The organism is Bradyrhizobium centrosematis (assembly GCF_045571495.1).
Taxonomy (GTDB): domain Bacteria; phylum Pseudomonadota; class Alphaproteobacteria; order Rhizobiales; family Xanthobacteraceae; genus Bradyrhizobium; species Bradyrhizobium centrosematis.
In genome coordinates, this window is the sequence record NZ_CP120703.1 from 6,193,681 (window position 1) to 6,215,754 (window position 22,074).

At 58.2% G+C, this 22,074-nt stretch carries 13 protein-coding genes and 4 pseudogenes; 9 read left to right on the forward strand and 8 right to left on the reverse strand.

Features of this window, described 5'->3' with window-relative positions; genetic code table 11:
• Positions 1–108: 108 nt before the first annotated feature.
• The 3 genes and pseudogenes from P6U31_RS29425 to P6U31_RS29435 form a co-directional block, all read right to left on the reverse strand.
• Positions 109–897 carry an ABC transporter permease gene (locus P6U31_RS29425; RefSeq protein WP_407189978.1) on the reverse strand — a complete coding sequence of 263 codons (789 nt, stop codon included), beginning with the start codon at positions 895–897 and terminating at the stop codon, positions 109–111.
• On the reverse strand, positions 897–1,811 hold the full coding sequence (gene nodI, locus P6U31_RS29430) for a nodulation factor ABC transporter ATP-binding protein NodI (protein WP_407185228.1): 915 nt from the start codon (positions 1,809–1,811) through the stop codon (positions 897–899). The genes P6U31_RS29425 and nodI overlap by 1 nt, the downstream gene beginning before the upstream one ends.
• Before the next feature lie 15 nt (positions 1,812–1,826).
• Positions 1,827–2,011, reverse strand: a pseudogene (locus P6U31_RS29435) (nodulation protein NodU); the annotation flags it as partial.
• Between P6U31_RS29435 and P6U31_RS29440 the strand changes: the two are divergent.
• From P6U31_RS29440 to P6U31_RS29455, 4 genes and pseudogenes are all read left to right on the forward strand, one after another.
• Positions 2,010–2,100, forward strand: a pseudogene (locus P6U31_RS29440) (carbamoyltransferase N-terminal domain-containing protein); the annotation flags it as partial. The pseudogenes P6U31_RS29435 and P6U31_RS29440 overlap by 2 nt on opposite strands.
• 893 nt (positions 2,101–2,993) lie before the next feature.
• A pseudogene (locus P6U31_RS29445) lies at positions 2,994–3,124 on the forward strand (IS5/IS1182 family transposase); the annotation flags it as partial.
• A pseudogene (locus P6U31_RS29450) lies at positions 3,099–3,262 on the forward strand (IS5/IS1182 family transposase); the annotation flags it as partial. The pseudogenes P6U31_RS29445 and P6U31_RS29450, both read left to right, overlap by 26 nt.
• Before the next feature lie 988 nt (positions 3,263–4,250).
• Positions 4,251–4,874 (forward strand): J domain-containing protein, encoded by a 624-nt coding sequence (locus tag P6U31_RS29455; RefSeq protein ID WP_407185229.1) that lies wholly within the window; start codon positions 4,251–4,253, stop codon positions 4,872–4,874.
• A gap of 793 nt (positions 4,875–5,667) precedes the next feature.
• Here P6U31_RS29455 and P6U31_RS29460 read toward each other — a convergent pair.
• From P6U31_RS29460 to P6U31_RS29475, 4 genes are all read right to left on the reverse strand, one after another.
• Positions 5,668–6,561 carry a pectinesterase family protein gene (locus tag P6U31_RS29460; protein ID WP_407185230.1) on the reverse strand — a complete coding sequence of 298 codons (894 nt, stop codon included), beginning with the start codon at positions 6,559–6,561 and terminating at the stop codon, positions 5,668–5,670.
• A 284-nt stretch (positions 6,562–6,845) separates the two neighbouring features.
• Entirely contained in the window at positions 6,846–8,141 is a 1,296-nt protein-coding gene (locus P6U31_RS29465) for a glycoside hydrolase family 28 protein (RefSeq protein ID WP_407185231.1), read from the reverse strand.
• Positions 8,142–8,403: 262 nt separating this feature from the next.
• Positions 8,404–9,384 (reverse strand): PDR/VanB family oxidoreductase, encoded by a 981-nt coding sequence (locus tag P6U31_RS29470; protein WP_407185232.1) that lies wholly within the window; start codon positions 9,382–9,384, stop codon positions 8,404–8,406.
• A 234-nt stretch (positions 9,385–9,618) separates the two neighbouring features.
• Positions 9,619–10,668 (reverse strand): Rieske 2Fe-2S domain-containing protein, encoded by a 1,050-nt coding sequence (locus P6U31_RS29475; RefSeq protein WP_407185233.1) that lies wholly within the window; start codon positions 10,666–10,668, stop codon positions 9,619–9,621.
• Between the two features lie 1,935 nt (positions 10,669–12,603).
• Here P6U31_RS29475 and P6U31_RS29480 point away from each other — a divergent pair.
• Positions 12,604–14,142 (forward strand): trehalose-6-phosphate synthase, encoded by a 1,539-nt coding sequence (locus P6U31_RS29480; protein WP_407189979.1) that lies wholly within the window; start codon positions 12,604–12,606, stop codon positions 14,140–14,142.
• 1,253 nt (positions 14,143–15,395) lie between these two features.
• Here the strand turns inward: P6U31_RS29480 and P6U31_RS29485 are convergent.
• Positions 15,396–16,262: a LysR family transcriptional regulator gene (locus P6U31_RS29485; RefSeq protein WP_407185234.1), complete on the reverse strand. Its 867-nt coding sequence runs from the start codon at positions 16,260–16,262 to the stop codon at positions 15,396–15,398.
• A 1,163-nt stretch (positions 16,263–17,425) separates the two neighbouring features.
• Here P6U31_RS29485 and P6U31_RS29490 point away from each other — a divergent pair.
• The 4 genes from P6U31_RS29490 to P6U31_RS29505 all read left to right on the forward strand — a co-directional run bounded on the left by P6U31_RS29490 (position 17,426) and on the right by P6U31_RS29505 (position 22,070).
• Positions 17,426–18,598 carry a cobalamin-independent methionine synthase II family protein gene (locus P6U31_RS29490; protein WP_407185235.1) on the forward strand — a complete coding sequence of 391 codons (1,173 nt, stop codon included), beginning with the start codon at positions 17,426–17,428 and terminating at the stop codon, positions 18,596–18,598.
• A 27-nt stretch (positions 18,599–18,625) separates the two neighbouring features.
• The gene (locus tag P6U31_RS29495; RefSeq protein WP_407185236.1) at positions 18,626–19,462 is read left to right on the forward strand and encodes a phosphodiesterase; all 837 of its coding nucleotides are present in this window, start codon (positions 18,626–18,628) and stop codon (positions 19,460–19,462) included.
• A gap of 423 nt (positions 19,463–19,885) precedes the next feature.
• Positions 19,886–21,121, forward strand: coding sequence for an ABC transporter substrate-binding protein (locus P6U31_RS29500; RefSeq protein WP_407185237.1), 1,236 nt, complete (start codon positions 19,886–19,888; stop codon positions 21,119–21,121).
• A gap of 85 nt (positions 21,122–21,206) precedes the next feature.
• On the forward strand, positions 21,207–22,070 hold the full coding sequence (locus P6U31_RS29505; RefSeq protein ID WP_407185238.1) for a branched-chain amino acid ABC transporter permease: 864 nt from the start codon (positions 21,207–21,209) through the stop codon (positions 22,068–22,070).
• Positions 22,071–22,074 lie beyond the last annotated feature (4 nt).

Here is a 22,074-nt window from a genome sequence, read left to right on the forward strand (position 1 = left end):
CCGCCTCTCAGCAGCAGGCCGCTGCATGCACCAGACCATCATTAGGCGCGCTTCTTGGAACCCGAACTCACCGACCATGCATTCCTTGAACGTGCCACCGCGGCGCCCTCAGCGCATAAGGCGCCGGAGAAGCAGCACAACCGACAATAAGAATGGCACCACCGCGTAGATGCAGAGCGCACCAACATGTATGCCGACGCTGCTGGCTGGCCGGCCAAGCATTGCCGGACGAATGAGTTCAATCGAGTGCTCCAAGGGCAAGAGGCTTGCTACGAGCTTCAGGCCGGCGGGCAACTGGGCGATCGGGAACACCGCGCCGCAGAGGAACGCCATCGGTGTCAGGATGAGTGTCTGGTAAAAAACGAAATAGTCGTAGCTCGGCGCCAGTGACACGATGACCATCGCCAAGCTCGCGAAGACAATCCCCGTGAGCGCCACTGCAGGTAGCGCATAGAGCATGGATGGCCATGCAGCATAGCCCATTCCCGCTGCAACGATTGTAATTCCTGTGCCGGCCAACAAGGCCTTGCTAGCCGCCCATGCAACCTCACCGAGCAGGATGTCGCCGAGCGTAAGCTGTGTGCACAGCATCGCCTCCCAGGTCCGTTGACTGTGCATGCGGGCGAAGGTTGCATAAATGGTCTCGAAGCTTGCGGAAGTCATTGCGCTGGTCGCGACCATGCCTCCCACCAGAAAATCGATATATGACGTACCGTTGACGCGACCGACGATTAATCCGAGGCCAAAGCCAAGACCAATCAAATTGGTCACGGGGTCTGCCAGGTTGCCCAGAAGCGATGCAAGCGCAACTTTCCTCCACGCCAGGTAATTGCGACGCCACACTGCGAGCCAGTTGACCGCATTGGCGGGTAAGGCCGCGCTATAATTCGTTCTCATCATATCTCTATCCCGCGTCCTGTGAGCCGCAAGAACACATCCTCGAGGTTCGGTGGACGTTCCAGAAGGCGCAAGCCCGCACGCCCCCGCAATGTCTGACGCACCTGCTCCAGACCTCGCGCATAGCAAAAAATGGTCTCGCCGCTCTGTTCAATGCGCTGTGCGTAAGGCGCGATCAGCTCAATGGATACCTGCGGATTGCCGCCATAGACCTCCATGACGTCACAGCCAATCTGCTCTCTGATGAGCGCGTGAGGCGCGCCTTCGGCGATCTTGCGCCCGTCTTCAAGCACGCACAGCCTGTCGCACAATCGCTCGGCCTCATCCATAAAGTGCGTCGTTAACAGGATTGTCTTCCCTCGCCCAAGGAGCGATCGCAGTCGCTCCCAGATCAAATGGCGGGCATGCGGATCAAGCCCGGTCGTTGGCTCGTCCAAAACAAGCAGTTGCGGATCGTTGATCAGCGCACGGGCCAGCACCAGCCGCCGCTTCATGCCGCCGGATAGGTCAGACACGCGCGTATTCACCTTGCTCTCGAGGCGGGCAAAATCAAGCAGTGAAGGGATAACTGCCTCGATGGCACGCGCACTCATGCTGAAGTAGCGGCCGAAGACCGATAAGTTTTCGCGTACGGTGAGCTCGTTTTCAAGATTGTCAAACTGCGGGACCACGCCTACGCCTGCGCGCGCCAAGCGTGCGTGTACCGGCACTTGCTTGCCGAGCACCGCAATCCTGCCGGCCTGCGGCATCACCATGCCGAGGAGCATACGCACGATGGTGCTCTTGCCCGCGCCGTTCGGTCCAAGCAGCCCGAAGCACTCTCCCTTCGCAACAGTGAAGGTCAGCCCGTTGACAGCGACTTTGCCCCGATATGACTTGCTAACATCGGCAACATCGATCGCTACGCTCGACATGCGTCCGATCTTTCTTTATCGATCGGATGCCGATTTGGTCCAAAGCAGGACTTTGCACCAGATGCGTTCGATACGATCCGATTTGCAGGCGGATGCGACATTGGGAAGAGACCGCGTCCATGAGAGTTGGCGCTGGTATTGCAAAGCAGCGGGATACCTGCGAGCGTTTCATATGCAATGAACAATTCAGCAACCTTATGGAACAGTGCGTTACGCGGGACGGGGCTGTTTGATGCTGTAGTGGGTACCGCTGTTTCCGAATGACGGCGGCTCAGCAAAAGGGGCCGCTCGTGTCGCGGCAAGCGGGCAGTTGAGTACTCCAGATCCTGTATCTGCCGCCACTCACTGTTGCCGTCGCCTCTTTCCGGCGGGTGGCGGTCGGTGCTGTTACAACAAATGCTCCGTGTCCTGTTCTGCAGCATTTCATTGGCTGGCCATCGCACCTGAGCATCCATTCAGCGCGACGGTTCTGCCGTGTACGCAAGCTATCGAAGAGCCGCTTTTATCCCATTCATATCGGGGTAGAAACATTCCATAGAAGCGTATAAAGAGATCATACAATGGTTTAATCGCGTTCTCTCAGAAGTTACCGAGCGTCATTCGGTTGCAACGGAAAACGACGGTGATGTCGTATTTTTGCCGCGACCACTGTGTTGCAAAGGCACGGTAACGGCACTGCGCCAGGCGTCATGCTTCCAATCTTGCACAGCGATACTGTTGATTGCATGAAAAGAAGATGGAACGAGTCGATCTTAGTCGCGACTTGTTGTGTCCGATGCATGTCTGCTCAAGACAATGACGCACGCAACGAGTTTCGCGAAGCATCTTATGAGGAGTTGGATCAACCGCGGCACCAGCGATCGCAGTTCGTTCGCGCGGATGAACAACATCGCAATTGATGCGGCCGTTTCGAAGGCTACAGCGATGAAGACCCTCGAGCTACGCTGCGCGAAACTGCGAACGAAGTCCCGCCACGATGTTTTGCGATCTGCCACCCCATGCTTAGCGTCTCTCCGACACATATCACAATCTTAAGTCGTGGCAGCTTCCTAACCGGCGCAGCGCGAACTTGTAAAATCGATTGTTTGGATGAGAAGGACCGGGCTCGGAGCATTTGCTTTCGGCCGGGCTGCCGTGATTCACACGCCCGAACTGGGGGCTCGAATCATGCGTCGCTAACTCATCGATTATGAATTCATTGCCATCAAGCCCATTTGCCGAACAAGCCGGGTGTCATTCCCCGGGTAAACGACTGCCTCTCCGGAGCACCCTGGCGTGATTTGCGGAGGCGAGGACCACGACGTTCGACTTACTAGGAAACTGCCGTCTCGTCTCAAATTCGGGTCGATGCTGCATGCCGACCGTGGCTATTATGCCCGACGGGATCAGAGAGCCTGCAGGAAGAAGGGTGCGCGGCCAACATCCTTTCGCAAAGCAACCGCAGCGATCCTTTTGCTTCTAACTATCACATTCCAGAGCCGGGGCCGCCAGGTTCAAAAGGATACGCCTTATAATCTGGGCTGCAGCAAATAAGATATCCCATATCAGGGCGCTGATGGTTTATAAGATTTAACTTATAGATTTTCCGACCAATAATATGCTATATCTTATCGTCGCGATTGGCTGCTGATGTGCTGATCACGCAACTTGGCGGGCAACGCTTCACATAGGGTGGAGCCGACCTGCAAGAAACCGGCACTGCACGCAGGGCCTACATCGCAGCGCTCCAAGCTGCCGACAATCGTGATCTCGGGCCGCTGGTTGCTTTTGCACGATCGTGAGACCGGCTCCTAGGCTGTCAAACGCCATCCGGAACCGCCCGCTCATATTGCCCCAGATGACAATGTTACCGAAGCACTCCCTGCCGTCGCCCCATTGGACGCCACGAGTCCGAGCAAGCCGCACGAAGAGAGGCCCTCTCTTTCCAATTGGAGATAGAGCCTGCTGCCAAAAACGGCCCTTCGTCCTGTAGGGCGAGAATACGCAGACAAGATCTACCTTCGAGCGCCGAAGAAAATAGTGGATCACTGTTCTCCGCTTACCCGAAAAAATCCGCCGGGAGGTTTCAATTCGCGAAGTGCGTCAACCCGCACCACCCAGGAAGATGCACGTGAGCACGCCAGTTTTCGACTAAGAAAGCTGCCTTTTCCTTTGCACGCAGAGCCCATGAGCGGGGTTTTCTTCGACGTGATCTGCAAGCGGCGGCATCGAGCAAAACGCTCGTCCTTCAGAAGGAACGCATCTGCACCACTCAATCACAACATCTATCACGTTCAAGGCGACCGTGTGCAGAACCCGACAGTAAATGGCGATTGAGAGGTACTGGAAGCGCAAAGAGATTGTGGTCCAAACCAAGCTCGCGAAGCGTGGCATATCGATTGCTATGACGTGACTGCCAAGCGGCGCTGCTCATTGCCGCTCCCCCAACGGAGCCAGGTCATGTTGATCGACACATCCGAGATCTTTGCCTCTATTCGCATCAATAAGCAGGGAGCACAGGGTTCTCAGACCGCGGCGCGATGCGAATGGCCTGGTTGCCAGAACAAGGCTACCCACCCCGCGCCTAAAGGCCGCGGCAATCCGCGCGACTACTGGCACTTCTGCATCGGTCATGTTCGCAAATACAATCAGTCCTACAATTACTTCTCTGGCATGGACGCCGAAGCGGTCGCGCGCTACCAGAAGGATGCGCTGACTGGCCATCGTCCGACCTGGAAGATGGGCGAAAACATCAGCGCCCACGGAGTGACCGGCAGCACTGCCAATTTCGAGGATGACTGGCATGCCCTCTGCACGCTCGTCGAACTGAACGGACGCGCCGGTGCCCGCCCGCGCGCGAAGGCCAAGCCCGAGGCGCGCAAGACATTTAATGCCGAGGGCAAAGCGTTGCAGGTGATGGGCCTGAATGCCAATGCGACGCTCGGGGATATCAAGGCGAAGTACAAGGAGCTCGTTAAGCGGCACCATCCCGATGTCAATGGCGGTGAATCTTCCGGGGGGGATCGCCTGGTCGAGATCATCAAGGCCTACCATTACCTAAAGACAGTGGCGCGCGACACCTAGCCAGCACATCTCAGTGGGGCCTGAACGGCGGATCGCAAAGAAAGACGGAGCCAGTCGGAGCCTTGCTCCCGCTCGCTGGCAGCTCGACTTCCCTGAACAACGCCTTTCGGCCGAGCATGGCGAACAATCGACGTGATGAGCGGTTCGCTTCGTTCCGCGCATGATCAGGACAAGACCCAAAAATGCGGCAAGACCGTGAGCATGTGGCGGGCGCAGCGGCTGAGCTGGGAGTTCGTGGACATGCCAAATGGTTCTGCCTTGTCCTTAAGGCTTGTTCGCTACGGCCGGAGGCTCGATCTTCGAGGCTTCAGTAGGAATTGTATACGCCGGGTCCCTCGATATTCGAAAGGCAACACGGAAGTACAAGTGTTTCGCGCCACACGCGGTTTGTTGTATGGATTACAACGCCAAAGCGTCCCGCCAAGGCGTCTTCGCTCGTGTCGTCGGATCAACGATCGACACCACAGCTCGATGAATGGTGCGCGGCCGGTGCTGACGTATCGCGGGGCTGCGGCGCCCCCATGTCACTCACCTATCACAAGCGGTCTGACGATCGCAGTCAGGCGGGCAGCAAGGACTTGATCGTCGTCTACAAAGAGCATTGCGTCCATCAAGATCTCGGTCCTCGCACGCCGTACGAGGGAGCGTTGCCCCTGCTCATTGAGGAATCATCTGATGGGGCTTTCAATACCGCAAATAGAGTGCCGAGCGCATGTCGGTGAGGTGTGACGGCCCGCGCCGCCGTCATATCCGCAACTCTCCCGTTATTTATCCAACGATCGCCGTTGTCTCGTCACCTTCGCTTTGCGTTCCCTGAATATCGTTCCATTGGCAGCCAATCTGTGACGCCCCCGAAGAACAGTTTTAGCGACCATTTCTCGGCTTCGCCATCGGTCAGTTGATGGGAGTATGGTTCGCGCCCTGAGGGGTTCGCTCCGGCTCCAAAAGATCTGTATTCGGCGTAATAGCTCGTGCTCAACGAGTTGGTCTTGCCGGGCGTCCATTCGCGCCAGCCTTCCGCAACGACCTGCGCATCGATCTTCGTCGACAGGAACACCACTGTGGCGTATGGCCGCCACGGCCGACCAAGCGCGATGACACGCGCGGCGGGGTCGGCACTTAGGCTACAATGATCAAAAACATAGCCGCTGTCCTCATCGGGAGCGGCCTTGCTTTGCGCGGTGAAGACAACCGCTTGGTTGGCGATGCCGTGCAACTCACATTCCCGGAACCACGCTTTGGCATTGCCAAACACGAAATCGACATGCCCTTCGATGTAGCAATTCGAGAAGTACTGGCGTGACATTCTGCCGTTTGGACCGTTGCCGGCAAACAAGGTGTCCTGGGCGCCGAGAAGACGGACGCGCCTGACGACGTCCTTGTCTCCGGTCAGGGACAGTGCAACGGCTTGCGAGGGTGGATTGGCCGGATTGCGGGCGTAGTCGTTCTGTATGCTCAGATTTTCGAGCCGAAAATCATCGCCGGTGGCACTCAACGTCGCCGAACGGACGGTTCCTCCTACTTTGATGGCGCCGTCGCCATATACAATGAGGGTATCCTCTGGATTGCCACCCATCCCGAAGAGATGAACGCCAGATTTGGAGATGATGACCTTCTCGCGATAGATACCGGGCGCGAGGCGGACCTCTCCCCCTTCCGCCGGCAATGCGTCGATGGCTTGCTGCACGGAGTGATAGTCCGCATTTTTGGTCTGCGACACCAACAATGGCTGGGCGTACGCCGACGGGACGCAAAGGCATCCTGCCAGAAGTACAGCGCGGCGAACGGCAATCCTCGGGTGATCTTGCATTGGTTGATTCAGCAGTATTGTTGGCGCAGGTGAGAGAGTGATCTCAACAGAACAGCCGCCGCACCCAGCCAACATATTTTTACGGCAAACCATAACCTACAAGGTGCCTTCACAAGGGCCGCCCTGCAAAGTCTTCGAACAAGGGCGACCACCTGTAACGTTTACCGGTTGACGTCGTGGAATGCCCTGGAACATATCTCCGACGAGCGCTGCAGCGGTTCTGCAGCTCGCCCCGGCAGCGGTGGCGCTACGTCGGAGCGGTTTGCGTGGACGTTGGCATGTTCAACCTGCCAGTTCGCAGATTTGGCAAATCTGACATCTTCGAGTGTCACGTCGAGCGCATGTCCTTCGTCTAGGCCGCGCACCAGCAACACACCAGTGTCGCCATGGACATGACGGAGAACGATTTGCCGATAGACCGGAATCCTCGTGCCTTGAGCGTGCGGATCATATTTTGCGTCGAACGATATCGGCCATCGGTTGCCCCTCAGGCACACGTACTCATAAGTCACGCCTTCGACCAGACCGCCTCTGCTCACATCGCTCTTGATGCGCAGGCCCGACGTCGTACCATCTAATGTCAGATTACGCACCAATATGTCTCTGGCTCCGGAATTCACTTCACTTCCGATCGACATACCATGGCCCCAGCCGAAATAATTATCGATGATCGAGATATGACTGGTCGAGCCGTTGTCGCCAGCCTTGATTGCGACATTGTCGTCGCCCGTACGAATTGAGCTGTGGGTGATAGTCACGTCCTGGCTCGCGCCAAGATCGATGCCGTCAGTATTGCGGGCATCCGCAGGTGTGTCGATCGTGATGCCCCAAAACGTGGCGCCTACGCCCTGATTCATCGCAACATGAAACTTTGGAGCGTTGCGCAGGGTCACACCAGACAACGTGATGTCCTGCGCATGATCGATCTGGATCAAGCGCGGCGCGTTCTGGTTGCCGCCCTCGGCTTGGGCGCGCCGCGCTAGCTGCCACCATGTTTCCGCACCGCCGGCCATCAATGTGCCGCCCTGACCATCGATGATGCCCTCCCCGTAGATGCCGCCGCCTCGCGTTTTGGAAAAGCTGATGAATGGCCGGCAACCGTCGCCCTTGTCCGCAATGCGACCGCATTGTCCGAGACCTTTGTCGTAAGCAGCAGGTTCCGGGACGGCGATCAGCCTCGCACCGCGTCCGACCCACAGGGTCACGCCCGATTTCATCTCAAGCGGGCCTGATCGGAACTCGCCACGCCCCAAATATACGGCGGCTCCGGAAGGGCATTGGTCGATAGCATCTTGCAACATTGCGGTATCCTGCTTCCCAGACGGCACGGGACGGTCGCACACCGTATGAGGTGCAACAGGTTCGCTGATAATCCGGCGGTCCTGCGCTTTCGCGGCGGGGAGGAGAAGCATGGAGAGTATGGACAATATGGCCCAATTACGAAAATGTTTTGGCATCGACCTCCTCGTACTTTGTCACGCGCATCTGCCGGTTGCGGACAGGCATGGATCGCTGTCCGATCGAGCCGGCGCGCGCGCCACTGGCCCGCGCAAGATGACATTTATAAGACACAGCAATAGCCGAGACCGAGCACCCGCACGGCCGCCCCCACATTGACGCACGAAGCGAAGCTTTGTGAGAGATCGCTTCATCATCTAACCGCTTCATAAAGCGCTCAGCAGGACGTGAAGAGCTGACGATCCCGGACGAGACTTCGTCTCACACAGCATCCGCCCGCAGCAGCGTATCCACCGTGATCGTCCCCCGCGCGCGGGAGACGCAGGCACAGATCTTGGCATTGCTTCTCTTCTGGTGATCGCTGAAGAATACGTCGCGATGATCGATCTCGCCGTCGACGGCAACGACATCGATGGCGCAGAGACCGCATTCGCCGCGCTTGCAGTCGGATATCACCTCATAGTCACTGGCGTTGAGGACATCGAGCATCGAGCGCTCGCGCGGGATTTCGAGCGCGATATCAAAGCCCTTCAGGCGCACGCGAAAGGCCTCAGTCGGCAGCGTGCCGCTGGAGCCGAAGGTTTCATAGCGGAGATCGGAAAGCGGGTGGCCCGCGCCAATCCAGGCCTGGCGCGCGGCATCGAGCATGCGCATCGGGCCGCAGAACAGGGTCAGTGTACCCTTGGGTAGCGAGGCGAACAGCGCGTCGAGATCGAGCCGTTGTCCTTCGTCGCTGGCATGCACGAACAGGCGATCACCGAGCAGGCTCGCGAGATCATCGAGATAGGCGGCGTCCGCGCGGCCGCGCACGGCATAATGCAGCGTAAAGTCGGCGCCGCGGCGCGCCAGCGCCTGCGCGGCGCCGAGGATCGGCGTGATGCCGATGCCGCCGGCGATCAGGCAATAGTTGTCGCGGGCCCAATCGACCGCGACGAGCGAGGCCGGCCGGGTGATGTCGAGCCGCGCTCCGGCTGCGAGTTGCCACATGTAGCGTGAGCCACCGCGGGAATCTTCGACAAGACGCACCGCGATGGTAAGGCCGCGCGGTGAGGCTTGGCCGACCAGCGAATAGGACCGCGTCTCGGGCAGGCCATCGATGGTGACGCTGACATTGATGTGGCTGCCGACGGGATAGGCCGCGCCGTCGAACTGGTCTGGCCTGATTAGGAATTCGCGGATGCCGGGCGATAAATCGCGCGTTGAAACGAGCGTTGCGGGACTCCAGGCTTCGATAAAGCGCATGGCCTTGGCCTCAATAGGTCGTAATCTTGATCACCGCGAGCCCCGGCAGGGGGTCGCGATGGCTGCGATTTGGGAGTGCGAGGCGGAGATCGCGTTCGGCAGGCCTGGCGCGCTCGCACGCAATCGCTCCGGCCCGCCGCCCTCTCGGCTCTCGCAACGATCCAGACTCCCGGCGCATAGCGCGAGCCGCGCCTTCACGGTTTGCGAGACGGAGCGGTCGACCCCGACCATGCCCTACTCCGCGGCCTGCAGATGCTGCGGTCCGTTTTCCTTCGCTACCATCTTGTCGATCAGCTTGCGCATCCACATCGCACCCGCGTCGATGTTGAGATTGTAGAAGATGCGATCCGGGTTCTCGTCCATCGCGCGCTGCTGCGCCTCGAGGATGAGCTCGTCCTCGCGGAAGATGCCGGAGACGCCTTCGCGGATTTCGGTGGTGATGCGCTGCTCGCCGATCTGGTAGTTGCGAACGAATGCCCAGAAATAATGGCAGGTCTTCTCGGTCTCCGGCGTGATGGTGTTGAGCACGAAGCCGTTGACGCCCTGCGAGCGGTCGCCTTCGGGCGCGCCGGTGCCTGTTGGTGCCACGCCGACGTCGATGGCGATGGTGCATGGCGCCTCGAAGCGGATGATCTGCCAGCGGTCGACGGGGCCTTCCTTGCCGAGTTGCTTGGCCCAGAACGGCGGCGCCTCGATGCCGCGCATCCAGCGCGTCACAGTCACGGTCTTCTCGCCATGGGTCACGTCGAACGGCGCTTCGGCGACCGCGTCATTGCCGATCGAGGAGCCGTGCACGAAGGTCTCGTGGGTGAGGTCCATGAGATTATCGAGCACGAGGCGGTAGTCGCAATTGACGCGGATGGTCTTGCCGTCGCCGGCCCAGGCCGGATCGTGACTCCAGTGCATGTCGGGGACGAGCGCGGGATCGGCGAGAGCAGGATCGCCCATCCAGAGCCAGATGTAGCGATGGCGCTCGACCACGGGATAGGCACGCACGCAGGCCGAGGGGTTGATGGTCTCCTGCGAGGGCATGAAGGTGCAGCGGCCCTGCGCATTGTATTTCAGGCCGTGATAGCCGCAGACGACGGTGTCGCCCTCGAGCCGGCCCTTGGACAGCGGCACCAAGCGATGCCAGCAGGCATCCTCCAGCGCGGTCACCGAGCCGTCGGCCTTGCGGTACATCACGATGTGCTTGCCGCAGATCGTCCGCGGCAACAGCGCCGGCTTCACCTCAGCGTCCCAGGCGGCAGCATACCAGGCATTCATGGGGAAAGGTTTCGTCATCGCCTCGCTCTCCGGCAGCTTATGGATACATTATCAGCCAGCTTCGGCTGCCGATTGTCAAAGGACGCCTTGGCCGATGGCGGAGCCGCTGCATTGGATGTGTCGAAAGCCTGCGATACCACAGCAACCTGTCGTCCAGGGGGAGCCGGTTTGACTATTCGGTAGTCGGACAAGCTGTCGAGAAGCTGACGAGGTACACCCGGGGACCGCATTCGCACCCGAAATGCTCTGCCTGATGCCTGACGGACTAAGTGACTGCTGTTTGCCGGCTTCGCCCGAACCACATGTTCCGGGACACGCGCCTAGAAGGGTTTGCCCAGCAATTTCGTGCGTAGAAGACGGAAAAAAGGACGGCCGCCGAGAATGGACGCTCTCAGCATATCTGTCGGATGTGGTGGTACTCAGCGTCTATCCCGACCTACGCACCAAAATCACCAACACGTTCGGCAAATCGGGCGACCGCCACTTCCCTCGTGCGGGCCGTAAAGCGATGCGGCTAGGCTTGTCAGTCGCGAAACCTTCCGATGCAAACGTGCGTGGTTCAACGGTCCCATAATCGACTGGAAAACGCCAGAGGAGCTTCCTCGTCAATGGGATCATCCACGTTTTGCCATTCGGACGATCCCGATCCCCGCATGGGATTGGCTGCCGCTGGATCCCGGTGGCGATCATCACTCAACGGCGAGCGTGTGCGACGCTCAAGCCTCCGTTCCAACTCCTCCAATCCTGCCTTACATTTGGCGACGACCGACTTGGCACGAAGGAGCTCGACTTTGAGCTCGTCCATTTGCCTGACTATTTTCTCAGGATCCCAATCGTCCGGCATCAGCCCACGACCATTTGCAAACGCCAAAGCAAGGCCGGCCCTTGGCTGCAACGCTCCCACTCGGCATCTCGCCGCTTCCAGCGCTTCAAGCGTGACTCAAAGATAACGCAAGTGTCCCTAACCATAACGTCTGGCCTTGGTGGGGTACCATATTGCGTGACAGCCGTTTGTCGCGGGTCCATGACAGCGCACGGTGGCTGCCATTGCAAAGCGTGACCCGAATGGCGGCGTTGGCGATGCTGGCTCGGGGCTTGGGAGGTCGGCACGGTTCATCTCAATAGGTGGCTCGCGTGCTGCATGAGCAGCATGGTCTCGAGCGGTGTCATCACAAATTCGAGCAATCGGCATGCCACGGCACGCGGCATCTTCAGAGCAAAAGACTGGCCCCTCCCGCGCCACGCCATTTCTGGCATCTCATTTGTTGCCCTTGAGACAACCGATGTCTTGAGCCAGACAGCGACAGCCGCAATTGCGACATTCGTAACAGCACTCCCTGCGCAGCACTCAGTCAAGAAGACGACCTCATGCCGATTTGGGACGCATGACCTCACTATTTTTACGCAGGAGCGTTGCGCTGCACGATTTTCACACGTTGCCTCACCGAACAAGAAGGACCTCTCAGAGCAGTGCGTTGCGCACTTGTCTGCTTGGCGGGTGAACGCGCACCCATTCGAGCTGCCTTCGTCGCCGATCGAGCTGCGTCTGTGCGGCCCTCTGACGCAGCAATTGGTCAGCTTCCAGAAAGCTGGCGCTGCAAGTTTGGAGCCGAGGCGATATCTCGGTCGATCCGCGAATGCATCAAGCGGCAACATCGTCAGATGGAGATCCGAAATGGTTCGAATCCACGACGCTCTCGATACCGGAACTTCAGGCGCTACGAAGCAAGATGAAGCTGGGGGCCAGGCTCCTTTTGACATGCACCTGGACGGCGTGCCGCTGGACCAAGGACAACACGAAGCAGCAGGACCTGCCAATGCCGTCGGTTCAAGCGACCCGGAAGACCGCCCGGATCCGGTCAGCCAGTTGCCCCCTTCGACCCCAATAGACCCCAGACCGGCGGCCTTGCGGCAGCCCTTGAACCGGTCGTTGAACGTTCCGGTGCGCTATGGATAGGTTCCTCGCATAGCCGCGGAGATGGGACTGACCGGCCATTGCCGCTGGTGAAGACCGGTGCAGGCGACGTGGCAAGGCTAGACCTGCCGGAGGCAGACTATCCGGGCTATTATCGAGGTTTCTCGAATTCGACATTGTGGCCTGCATTGCATTCCTTGGGCGAGCGCATGTCGGGCGCCGAAGGCGAGTATGACAGCTATCGAAATGTCAACGCATTCATAGCGCGAGCCGCCTTCAACGTCCGGGATCGAGACGCATTCTGGGTCCATGATTATCATCTCCTTCCACTTGCGGCCGAGCTGCATAGGCTCGGCATTGATCGACCGATCGGCTTTTTCCTGCATACGCCATGGCCGGCGCCCGACATGATCGAGCACGTCCCCCACCATCGCGAGCTTATGAAGTCGATGCTCGCGTACGATTTGCTCGGCTTTCAGACAAACCGGGATCTCAGCAACTTTCTAGCCTGTCTGCGGGTCCATTTTGAGCTTGAGGGCAAGGATGGAATCGTGACGACGGACCGTGGTCAGACGCGGCTACAAACATTCCCGATCGGCATCGATCCCAAGCAATTCGCGGATCATCTTGCGGTCGCAGAACTTTCGCCGGCAGAGGAAGAAAAGCTCTCGTCATTATTGCAGACATTGGAGGGCACCAAGTTTGCCATCGGCGTCGACCGGCTCGACTACACGAAGGGTATCGACAAGAGGGTCGAAGCGTTCAACCACCTTTTAACCACTGAGCCGGGCAGCATCTCGTTGCTGCAGATCGCGCCATCCTCCCGTGCGGACGTGGGGGAATATCAAAAGTACAAAGAGGGCGTGGAGAATGCGATCGATCACGTCAATGCCAAGCATGGCACGGACGCGTGGAAGGCGATCCACTACACGAATGACCCGTTCAGCCAGGCTGCACTCGCCCGTCTATACCGCGCCGCAGATATAGGTCTCGTCACGCCGCTGCGTGATGGTATGAATCTCGTAGCGAAAGAATATGTCGCGGCCCAAGACCCGAATGATCCCGGCGTTCTTGTCCTGTCGAAGTTTGCCGGGGCGGCCGAGGAATTCAGCCAAGACGAGGCCCTGCTGATTGACCCGAACAATCCCGAAGAGATTGCAGCTGCCATTTCGAAAGCGATCAACATGCCGCTGGAGGAGCGTGTCATTCGCTGGCGGTCCATGATGGATAAGATTGACGCCTATACCATCCACGACTGGTCGGCTGATAACCTCCGAGAACTGAATAAAAGTCGCGTCACCGTTCCCGCTGAGCATTTCCACCATCTAGGTCTCGGCTGGACGAACGAGGCCCAGATGCCGCTCTATCAGGATTATGCAACGGCGTTGACCGCCTATGATGAGATTGATCCGGTGGCGACCGCCTTGAAGGAGGCTGCCTACGCCGACGTGAAGTCGGCATTCGAGGCTCTAGTGGCCCCCCTGACGCATACACAGGACAGACTATGGAATTTGCCGACGCGGACAGCTTCACGCGACGGTCCTCGCGCGCAAGGGCTCGACGCCAATCAGGATTGACAGCGGACAACGCACGCCAGGGCCGGTAGCGAGCCCCTCGCAAGAAGCGACCAATTCGCGACATTCACATTGAGGGGGTATGCGGAAGGGAAAGGACCTGTTGCGAGCGGGGTCGCGATGACGCGGCGGCGCCGCGGCCAGAATGGCCGCACTTCGTATGCCGCTGCGTCTGACCACGCCGATGCGATGATCTCACTGGTATCGTCCCGCCATTGCGGATTTGTTCGATGAGGGATGGATTGGTCCCGCCACGAATCGTCGGCGGGTAGCCCCAGGCTTATCCCCGCGTCCAACCCCTTCCCATTAATCGCTCTAGTGATGATCCTAGCAAACTGGCTGTCGCGAGCGCGGAGCTAAAGGCGACCGCGCCTCTCCTCCCTCATCACGGTGCGGACGGCGATGGTCTTACGGGCGCCCCCTCGCCACACCAAGTGCAGTTTGACAAGGCGTCGATCGTTCCTCGACGAGGCCGATTCTGCGGAGCCCGAAATGTCTACCATGGAAGGTATAGCGCAACGAACAGCAGCAAGGCCACGAGCGCGAAGGTCCAGATCATCGGCCCTATCCATGTCGACATTTCCGAAGCCTTTTCGATCTTTTGGGCAGCTCGCTGGCAATCCTCTGCAATGTTCAACAACCCACTCCGTTCAAGATCGGAGTGGGCACGCTGCGCTTCGGACCGACAGATCTGCTCGACCCGCCGCAACTCTCCAAGACTTCGTCGTCTTTGTTTGTACGAGTTCATCCTAGCAGCCCAGTCTCAGGCCGATGCGGCAAGAGTTGGGCGTAGACAAGTCTTGTCTGCCGCCATATCCGACGTTGAGACACGTAACGTCAGGTTTGTCGTTTGGTGAGAGGCAGCCTTGTATCACAAAGTTAATCGTATCACATTCGCCACGTCCTCAAGGTACGGTAAAGACTGCAAGCTGCGTCCGGCCGCCTCGTGGGCCGACCATTTCGCACGTGCTGCAACGAAGAGAGGAGCGGCCATGCTAAGCGCTCAACCCAGCGACAGCGCCTCCGAAAAGCCGCGCTCAGGCTTCGAGGTCTGCACAGCAAACCAGTTACCCATACATTGTGGCATCCTGGAAAGCGTGATCCTCTGGATCCTGCTGCGGTGCCCAGGTTATGACAGCATGTCGTCATGGTCGAGCGGGGCGACACAGACCAGATTGACTTGATTGCGCCGCACCGCAGCCGACCGGCCTCACGCGCGACGCCTGCTCATTTCAGAAATGATCAGATAGATATCGTTAGAGAAGCTGGACGGTATCAAAGAAGGATTTGACAGATCGTAGTCGTCTTTTGTCCGGTGTCGTCACGATGTAGGTTTTGAAATGAATGCTGAGCTCATCGACCGGTTTGTAGACGAGTTCTTCTGTTGGAAACACACTCTCTTCGAGAAGTATTCCTATCCCGATTCCATGCAGCACAGCTTCCTTTAAAACTGCATAGGTGGTCATTTTGATAATGTTCGGCATGCTAATGCTGTTCTCAAGGCATGCTTTCTGTATTTCGCGCAGCGTGAGTGAGCCATCCTCAGTCAAAACGACTCTTTCTTGAGCAAGTTCGGCCAGACTGAGCGTCTCTCTCGTGGCGAGTGGATGCTCGCGGCGAATGAGAGCCATAAGCCGCGTCTTGCTCAGCTCCACATGGAATAGACTGGCGATGTCGTCAGGCTCGGTGATGATGGCAATATCTACGTCATGTTGCTCAAGTCGTTGTTTCGCAAGCTCCCAGGTCACTAGCGAGAAGCTGATTCTCACCGCCGGAAAGCGCTTGTTGAATTCGGAGATGATCGGCATCGCTGGCCGCGGAGCATTTGCGATCACCGTGAGATGCCCGGCTGAAAGGTCGCTGTAGGCATCAACCGTCTCCGCGACGAGTTGTTCAAGAACCCGCACGCGATCAGTCAGCGCAAATAGCTCCTGAGCCGGCTTCGTCGGTTCAAGCCCATTGCGATGGCGGATGAAGAGCGTCGTCCCCATACGTTGTTCAAGTTTTGCAAGATGCTGAGTGACAGCCGACTGGGTAACGCCAAGGACGGCCGCAGCTTCCGAAACGCTTCTTCGCCGAAAAACTTCTGTGAAGGCTGCTATCTGGTGCGAACTGATCTTCATGACGCTCTCGGTCTTGTCGCGCGAGTCTTCTTCGCATTCCGGACCTGGGCTCTCGGGCAGCCTGACCGCATAACGCTCTGAAACTGCAAAAGTCAGAGCCTCTCGGATGGACGCGCGATCATCCTGGTGAAGCCCCAAGGCGCGGCCTGTGAGCTGGATCTCAAAAGATCCATATCGACACACCAGACCTCTGGGTACGCGAGCCTGCGCCGCACTGCTTCTTACACCGTTCTAAAGTCGGAAGTGCCCTCGATGCAGCTCACGTTCATTATCCAAATGTGGAGCAAGATGAACTGCGTTCTCTTGGAGTGCCGACGGCTTGCAGCGTTATTTGAGCCAGACCGACATCATTCACGAAATGAAATCGACGTTTCTTATACCGCCTTGGTTTGGGCACGCGGAGGCACTCCGCGATAGCTCTCAGATCCGCTTACAATACCCGTCGCGCTGCTATAAATGAAGATCACACGTTACCTGAATTGTCAAACATCTACCGTCTTCGGCAAAGGTCGGCGCTAACCCCAGAGGTCTGCACCGAGCAATGTTCGTCGCTCATACCCAGGATAAGGTTCAACTTTCGATTGTCTCAGCCGGCGCGCTCTTTGTAAAAACCGAAGGTGAACCTTGATGAGTGAGCGCGCTGGAGCGCGTCTCACGATCGGGAGGCAATTTGGTGCGAGGCATATGCCACAAACTAAGAGCAGCCCGCAATGGCAAGAGCCTGTTAACCCCATCGACTCTACGCCGGGTCCTCATTTAAGGGCCACGCCGTCGATGAGTTGATGACGCCATCTGAGTTATTTCAACGGAGGGATCGCGCAATTCTGCCGCAGGATGATCGGATTCATACAACCCGTTGCCGAATTTTAGGGAGTGTTGTTTCGCACCGACCCGCCAGCGACGCCGGCAACCGCAATGCGCCGCTCGCCTTCGCGATGGGTTAGAACGGCATCAGCCCGCGGATAAGCGAAATTACCCGTAGAGTCATTGGCGTCACTATTAGCTGCGCTAATATCAAGACATTTCCGCGTCAACAGCACTTGCTATGTCGCTTCCCCGAATGCGGGCGGGCACTCGTTCACCCCAGGCCATCAATTTGGGATCCTCCCCTCCGAGGGAAGGGGGCGGGCCAACCAATTTCGCTTGAAACAAAGGGATACACGATGAAAATAAGCACTGACCAGATCCTCACGACCCATGTCGGTAGTCTGCCGCGCCCCCCCGCATTGGAGCAGAAGCTGCTGGCCAAAGAGAAGGGCACATTGGACCCCGCCGCTGGCTCGTCACTCACTGACGATGTCAGTGCAGCGGTCGCTGACGTCGTGAAGAAGCAAGCCAGCATCGGCTTGAGCGTTGTCGACGACGGCGAGATGAGCAAATACGCTTACTCGACCTATGCGCGGGAGCGCATGACGGGCCTGACCGGAGTTGATCAACCCCTTGCGCTATCTGAATTGGCAGAGTTTTCGAATTTCGCAAAAAGGGTCAATCTAGACATCAAGACGCCGGCCTGCGTTGCTCCGCTGCAGTATCACGGAGAAGCAGCTGTTGCGACCGATATCGCCAACCTCAAGAAAGCGATCGATATGGTTTCCGTGGACGAAGCGTTCATGAACGCATCTTCTCCCGGAATCATGGCTCATTACATGCCAAACAATTTCTATCCGTCGCAAGAGGCCTATCTTTATGCGCTGGCCGATGCGATGAAGCACGAGTACGATGCCATCATAGCCTCAGGGCTTCTTCTGCAGATCGATTGTCCGGATCTTGCGCTCGGCCGCCATTTCCGAGCCAATCCGATGGGTGTTGCTGAGTTCCGCAAAGAAATCGCCCTTCACGTCGAAATCCTCAATCATGCTCTGCGCGACATTCCCGCTGACCGGATGCGCATGCATCTATGTTGGGGCAATTACGAGTCGCCGCATCATCACGACATCGATCTTCATGAGATCTTCGACATCGTGATCACAGCGCGACCGATGGCGCTGTTGCTTGAAGCAGCAAATCCACGCCATTCGCATGAATGGAGCCTGTTCAGGGAAACCCGATTGCCCGAAGACAAGGTCATCGTGCCGGGCGTCATCGATACCTGCACGAACTACATCGAGCACCCCGAAGTCGTGGCGCAGCGCATCGAACAATATGCCAATCTGGTCGGGCGAGAGCGCGTGATCGCCGGCACGGATTGCGGCTTCGCCAGTTTTGCAACGTTCCACAGTGTCGACCCCGACATCGCCTGGCGCAAGCTCGAATCCCTGACACAAGGCGCTGAGATTGCGTCTCGTCGGCTCTGGAACGCTCGCTCCGGCCGAGCTGATCAAGCCATTGCATCCTGACAACGTGACACGTTCGCAAAATCGAAAATGAAAATCATCCAAATCACCGACCTTCATCTGGTTCCAACAGGTGAGCATCTGTTCGACAATGATCCAGGTGAACGGCTAAGCGCCTGTCTCGCCGATATCGCCAAGCACCATTCAGACGCCAAGCTTTGTGTGATGACAGGTGATCTTGCCCATCACGGCGAGAGGAGCGCCTATCTTCGCTTGCGCAAAGCACTTGAGGTCCTGCCGATGCCGGTGCGGCTTCTGATGGGGAATCACGACGATCGCGACAATTTTCGCGAGGTCTTTCCTGATGCTCCCATCGACGATGCCGGCTTCGTCCAGTCGGCACTCGACACGGCGGCTGGTCGCTTTCTTTTTCTCGACACCAAACGCGCTGAAGGCCATGCGGGTCATTATTGTGCGAAGCGCCAAGCTTGGCTTCGCGCGCGCCTGGAAGAAGCCAAAGGCAAACCGGTCTATCTGTTCATGCATCACCCGCCTCTCTCGGTTCATTTTCGGCCTGCGGATGAGCTGATGCTCGACGACGGCGAGGCCTTCGGAGAACTCCTTCAGGGGCACTCGATCCGCCATCTGTTCTTTGGCCATGTGCATCGTCCGATCGCCGGTAGCTGGCAGCGGATTCCCTTCTCGACCCTGCGCGGGCTCAATCATCAAGTGTGGCTCGATTTCGAGCGTCGTCGAGGAGTTCCCTGCAGCATGGAGCCGCCGGCTTATGCGATCGCATTCTTGAACGCGGAGGCTGTGGTGATCCACACCCACGACTTTCTCGATCAAAGCGCGAAGTATCTGTACGACCCGGACCTTCCCGTCGAGCGCCAAGTCGTTCCGATGGTACAGCCGACCGAGCGCTAATCCCGCACGCGGCGAGATCCCGCTTCTCGCCGATCAGCCTCGCGCCTGCCTCTCCGTCGTCTGGCACCGGCGGCAGTCGTCGTTCGCGCCATTGAGTTCCTTATTCGAACCTCGAAGGAGCATTCTCATGGATTTATTCCGTCGCACGTTCGGCGGTCTTCTGCAGCCGCTTGTGCAGCCGCTTCTGCAGCCTCTCAGATTCAACCGGACACTTATGGCGGCAAATACAATGTCTTCACTAATCCGAACCACGGATGTCCTGATCCCGCAAAGCTAAGTCGCCCAGCGCGTGACCGGGCCATGCCCGGGAGCGACATCCGACTTGGTGGCCGGAGGGCCCATCAAGCGGCCTGCGCGAACGAAACGCCGGCCTCATGGGCTGGCAGCTGATCTCTTCTTCACCTCAAAACAAGGAGCATTCATATGAAGCTATCCCGTCGCACGTTTCTCGGCGCTTCTGCGGCAGTCTCGGGAGCATCTCTTGCGGGCCTACTTCCGGGTCGCGCTTTTGCGGCATCCGACACTGTTGCCATCGCCTCCCTGCACGATTTGTCGGGACCTCTCGATATTTATGGTGTGCCCTCAAATTTGTGTATGAAGGTCGCCGTCGAGGAGATCAATGCCGCCGGCGGCCTGCTCGGCAAGAAGGTCGAGCTCAAGGTTTATGACGGTCAGTCCGACATCAACAAGTACCCGCAATACGCTCAGAAAGCGATCCTGAATGATCGGGTCGTCATGGTGCAAGGTGCGCTCAGCGGCGCTGCCCGCGAGGCCACGCGTCCCGTTCTGCGCAAGCACAAGATACCGTTTATCTACGGTTCCTTCTACGAAGGCGGGCTCTGCGAGAAGAATACCTTCTGCGTCAATACGGGCGGCAACCAGCAAGTCGTTCCGCTGCTCGAATGGTCGTTCAAGAATCTCGGCAAGAAGCTCTATTATATCGCGTCAGACTACAATGCCCCCCGCAATTTCGGCATCTGGAATCACGTGATGGCCAAGCGCGCAGGTGGTCAGGTGCTCGCCGATGACTACTATCCGCTGGATGTCACTGATTTCACCGCCGCCATTGCAAAAATCCAGGCGGCTAAACCTGACATCGTCCATTCCTGCCTCGTCGGCGGTCCGGCCATGTCGTTCTATCGGCAATGGGCCGCGGCGGGCATGCTGAACAAGATTCCGATCATCTCGATCGTATTCGCCGCGGGCAATGAGCATGAGGTCCTTGCGCCGGAGGAAACCGATGGCGTGATCGTCGCCTACAATTACTTCCAAGAACTCGACACGCCCAAGAACAAGGAATTTCTGGCCAAGGTCGAAGCCGTGGCCGGCAAGAACCATCCCTACATTAACGGCGAAGTGTTCGGCGGTTACAGTGGGGTCATGCTTTGGGCGGAAGCCGTCAAACGTGCTGGCAGCTTCGAACGTGAGGCGGTTCTGGCGGCTCTCGAAAGCGGCATCCGCTGGGAAGGTCCGGCCGGGGTCATGACCACGGATGGTCCCACTCACAATACGACCCAAGACGTTCACATCATCAAGGTCAAGAACCGCGTCTGGAACCTGGTCGAGAAGAAAGAGCAGATTGCGCCGGACACATATGGCGGCAAATGCAACGTCTTCACCAATCCTGGTCAGACCGAATTCCTGATGCCGCAAATCTAGGGGGCCGGCACGCGCGCGGCGCTGCATTCTGCGGCGCCGCCGCTTCATTCGCCTGTCTTTCGTCTCCTCAAGGCCGAGATGAATCATGGACCAGTTCGTCATATTGTGTTTTGCGATGGTCAATTCGATCGCGCTTCTTGCCCTGATTAGCCTCGGACTTGCCGTCATCTTCGGAATGATGCGCGTCATCAATTTTGCTCATGGCGAATTCATCATGCTTGGCGGCTACGCCACCGTGATTGCAAGTCATGCCGGGGTTAATCTTTGGCTTTCGATGTTGGTTGTCTCGCCCATTATGGTCGGCCTGACCGGCGCTGTGGTCGAGCGCCTCATCATTCGGCGGCTCTATGGTCATCTGGTGACCACGATGCTGGCAACCTGGGGACTTAGCCTCTTCCTCATTGGCGCGGTGACAGCGATCTTCGGCAACACGACATTGGGCGTGAGCGCGCCGCTGGGCAATATTCCAATCGGCGCCTACTCGATCGGCGCTTACCAGCTGCTTCTGATCGCGATCACGGCTCTGCTCGTCGTCGGCTCTTTGTTGGCGCTGCACTGGACGAAATATGGGCTGATCGCGCGGGCTGCGATGCAGAATCCGGACATGGCGGCGACCCTCGGCGTCGATTGCGATCGCGTTTACGCGACCACCTTCATCATCGGCGCGGCAATCAGCGGCCTGTCCGGCGCGCTGCTTGCGCCGATCTCGGGCGTGCTTCCGCATATGGGAGCTGCCTATGTCGCCCGCGCCTTCGTGACGGTGATCAGCGGCGGCGGGGCAGTCATCACGGGCGTCCTGTCAGCCGCAACGATCCTTGGGCCGGTGGAAGCGCTACTGTCCTATTTCGCAACGCCGGTCGTCGGCCAAGCCTCGCTTTTACTTTTGGCCGTGATCATCTTGCGCCTGTTCCCGACCGGCGTCTCCAGTTTGTGGACCAGGGGGCAATAACATC

What these genes read in the sequence shown, in the direction of transcription:
- P6U31_RS29425 (WP_407189978.1), bottom strand. Translation starts at nt 897, where the DNA reads ATGAGAACGAATTATAGCGCGGCCTTACCCGCCAATGCGGTCAACTGG.
- nodI (WP_407185228.1), bottom strand. Translation starts at nt 1,811, where the DNA reads ATGTCGAGCGTAGCGATCGATGTTGCCGATGTTAGCAAGTCATATCGG.
- P6U31_RS29455 (WP_407185229.1), top strand. Translation starts at nt 4,251, where the DNA reads ATGTTGATCGACACATCCGAGATCTTTGCCTCTATTCGCATCAATAAG.
- P6U31_RS29465 (WP_407185231.1), bottom strand. Translation starts at nt 8,141, where the DNA reads ATGCCAAAACATTTTCGTAATTGGGCCATATTGTCCATACTCTCCATG.
- P6U31_RS29470 (WP_407185232.1), bottom strand. Translation starts at nt 9,384, where the DNA reads ATGCGCTTTATCGAAGCCTGGAGTCCCGCAACGCTCGTTTCAACGCGC.
- P6U31_RS29475 (WP_407185233.1), bottom strand. Translation starts at nt 10,668, where the DNA reads ATGACGAAACCTTTCCCCATGAATGCCTGGTATGCTGCCGCCTGGGAC.
- P6U31_RS29485 (WP_407185234.1), bottom strand. Translation starts at nt 16,262, where the DNA reads ATGAAGATCAGTTCGCACCAGATAGCAGCCTTCACAGAAGTTTTTCGG.
- P6U31_RS29490 (WP_407185235.1), top strand. Translation starts at nt 17,426, where the DNA reads ATGAAAATAAGCACTGACCAGATCCTCACGACCCATGTCGGTAGTCTG.
- P6U31_RS29495 (WP_407185236.1), top strand. Translation starts at nt 18,626, where the DNA reads ATGAAAATCATCCAAATCACCGACCTTCATCTGGTTCCAACAGGTGAG.
- P6U31_RS29500 (WP_407185237.1), top strand. Translation starts at nt 19,886, where the DNA reads ATGAAGCTATCCCGTCGCACGTTTCTCGGCGCTTCTGCGGCAGTCTCG.
- P6U31_RS29505 (WP_407185238.1), top strand. Translation starts at nt 21,207, where the DNA reads ATGGACCAGTTCGTCATATTGTGTTTTGCGATGGTCAATTCGATCGCG.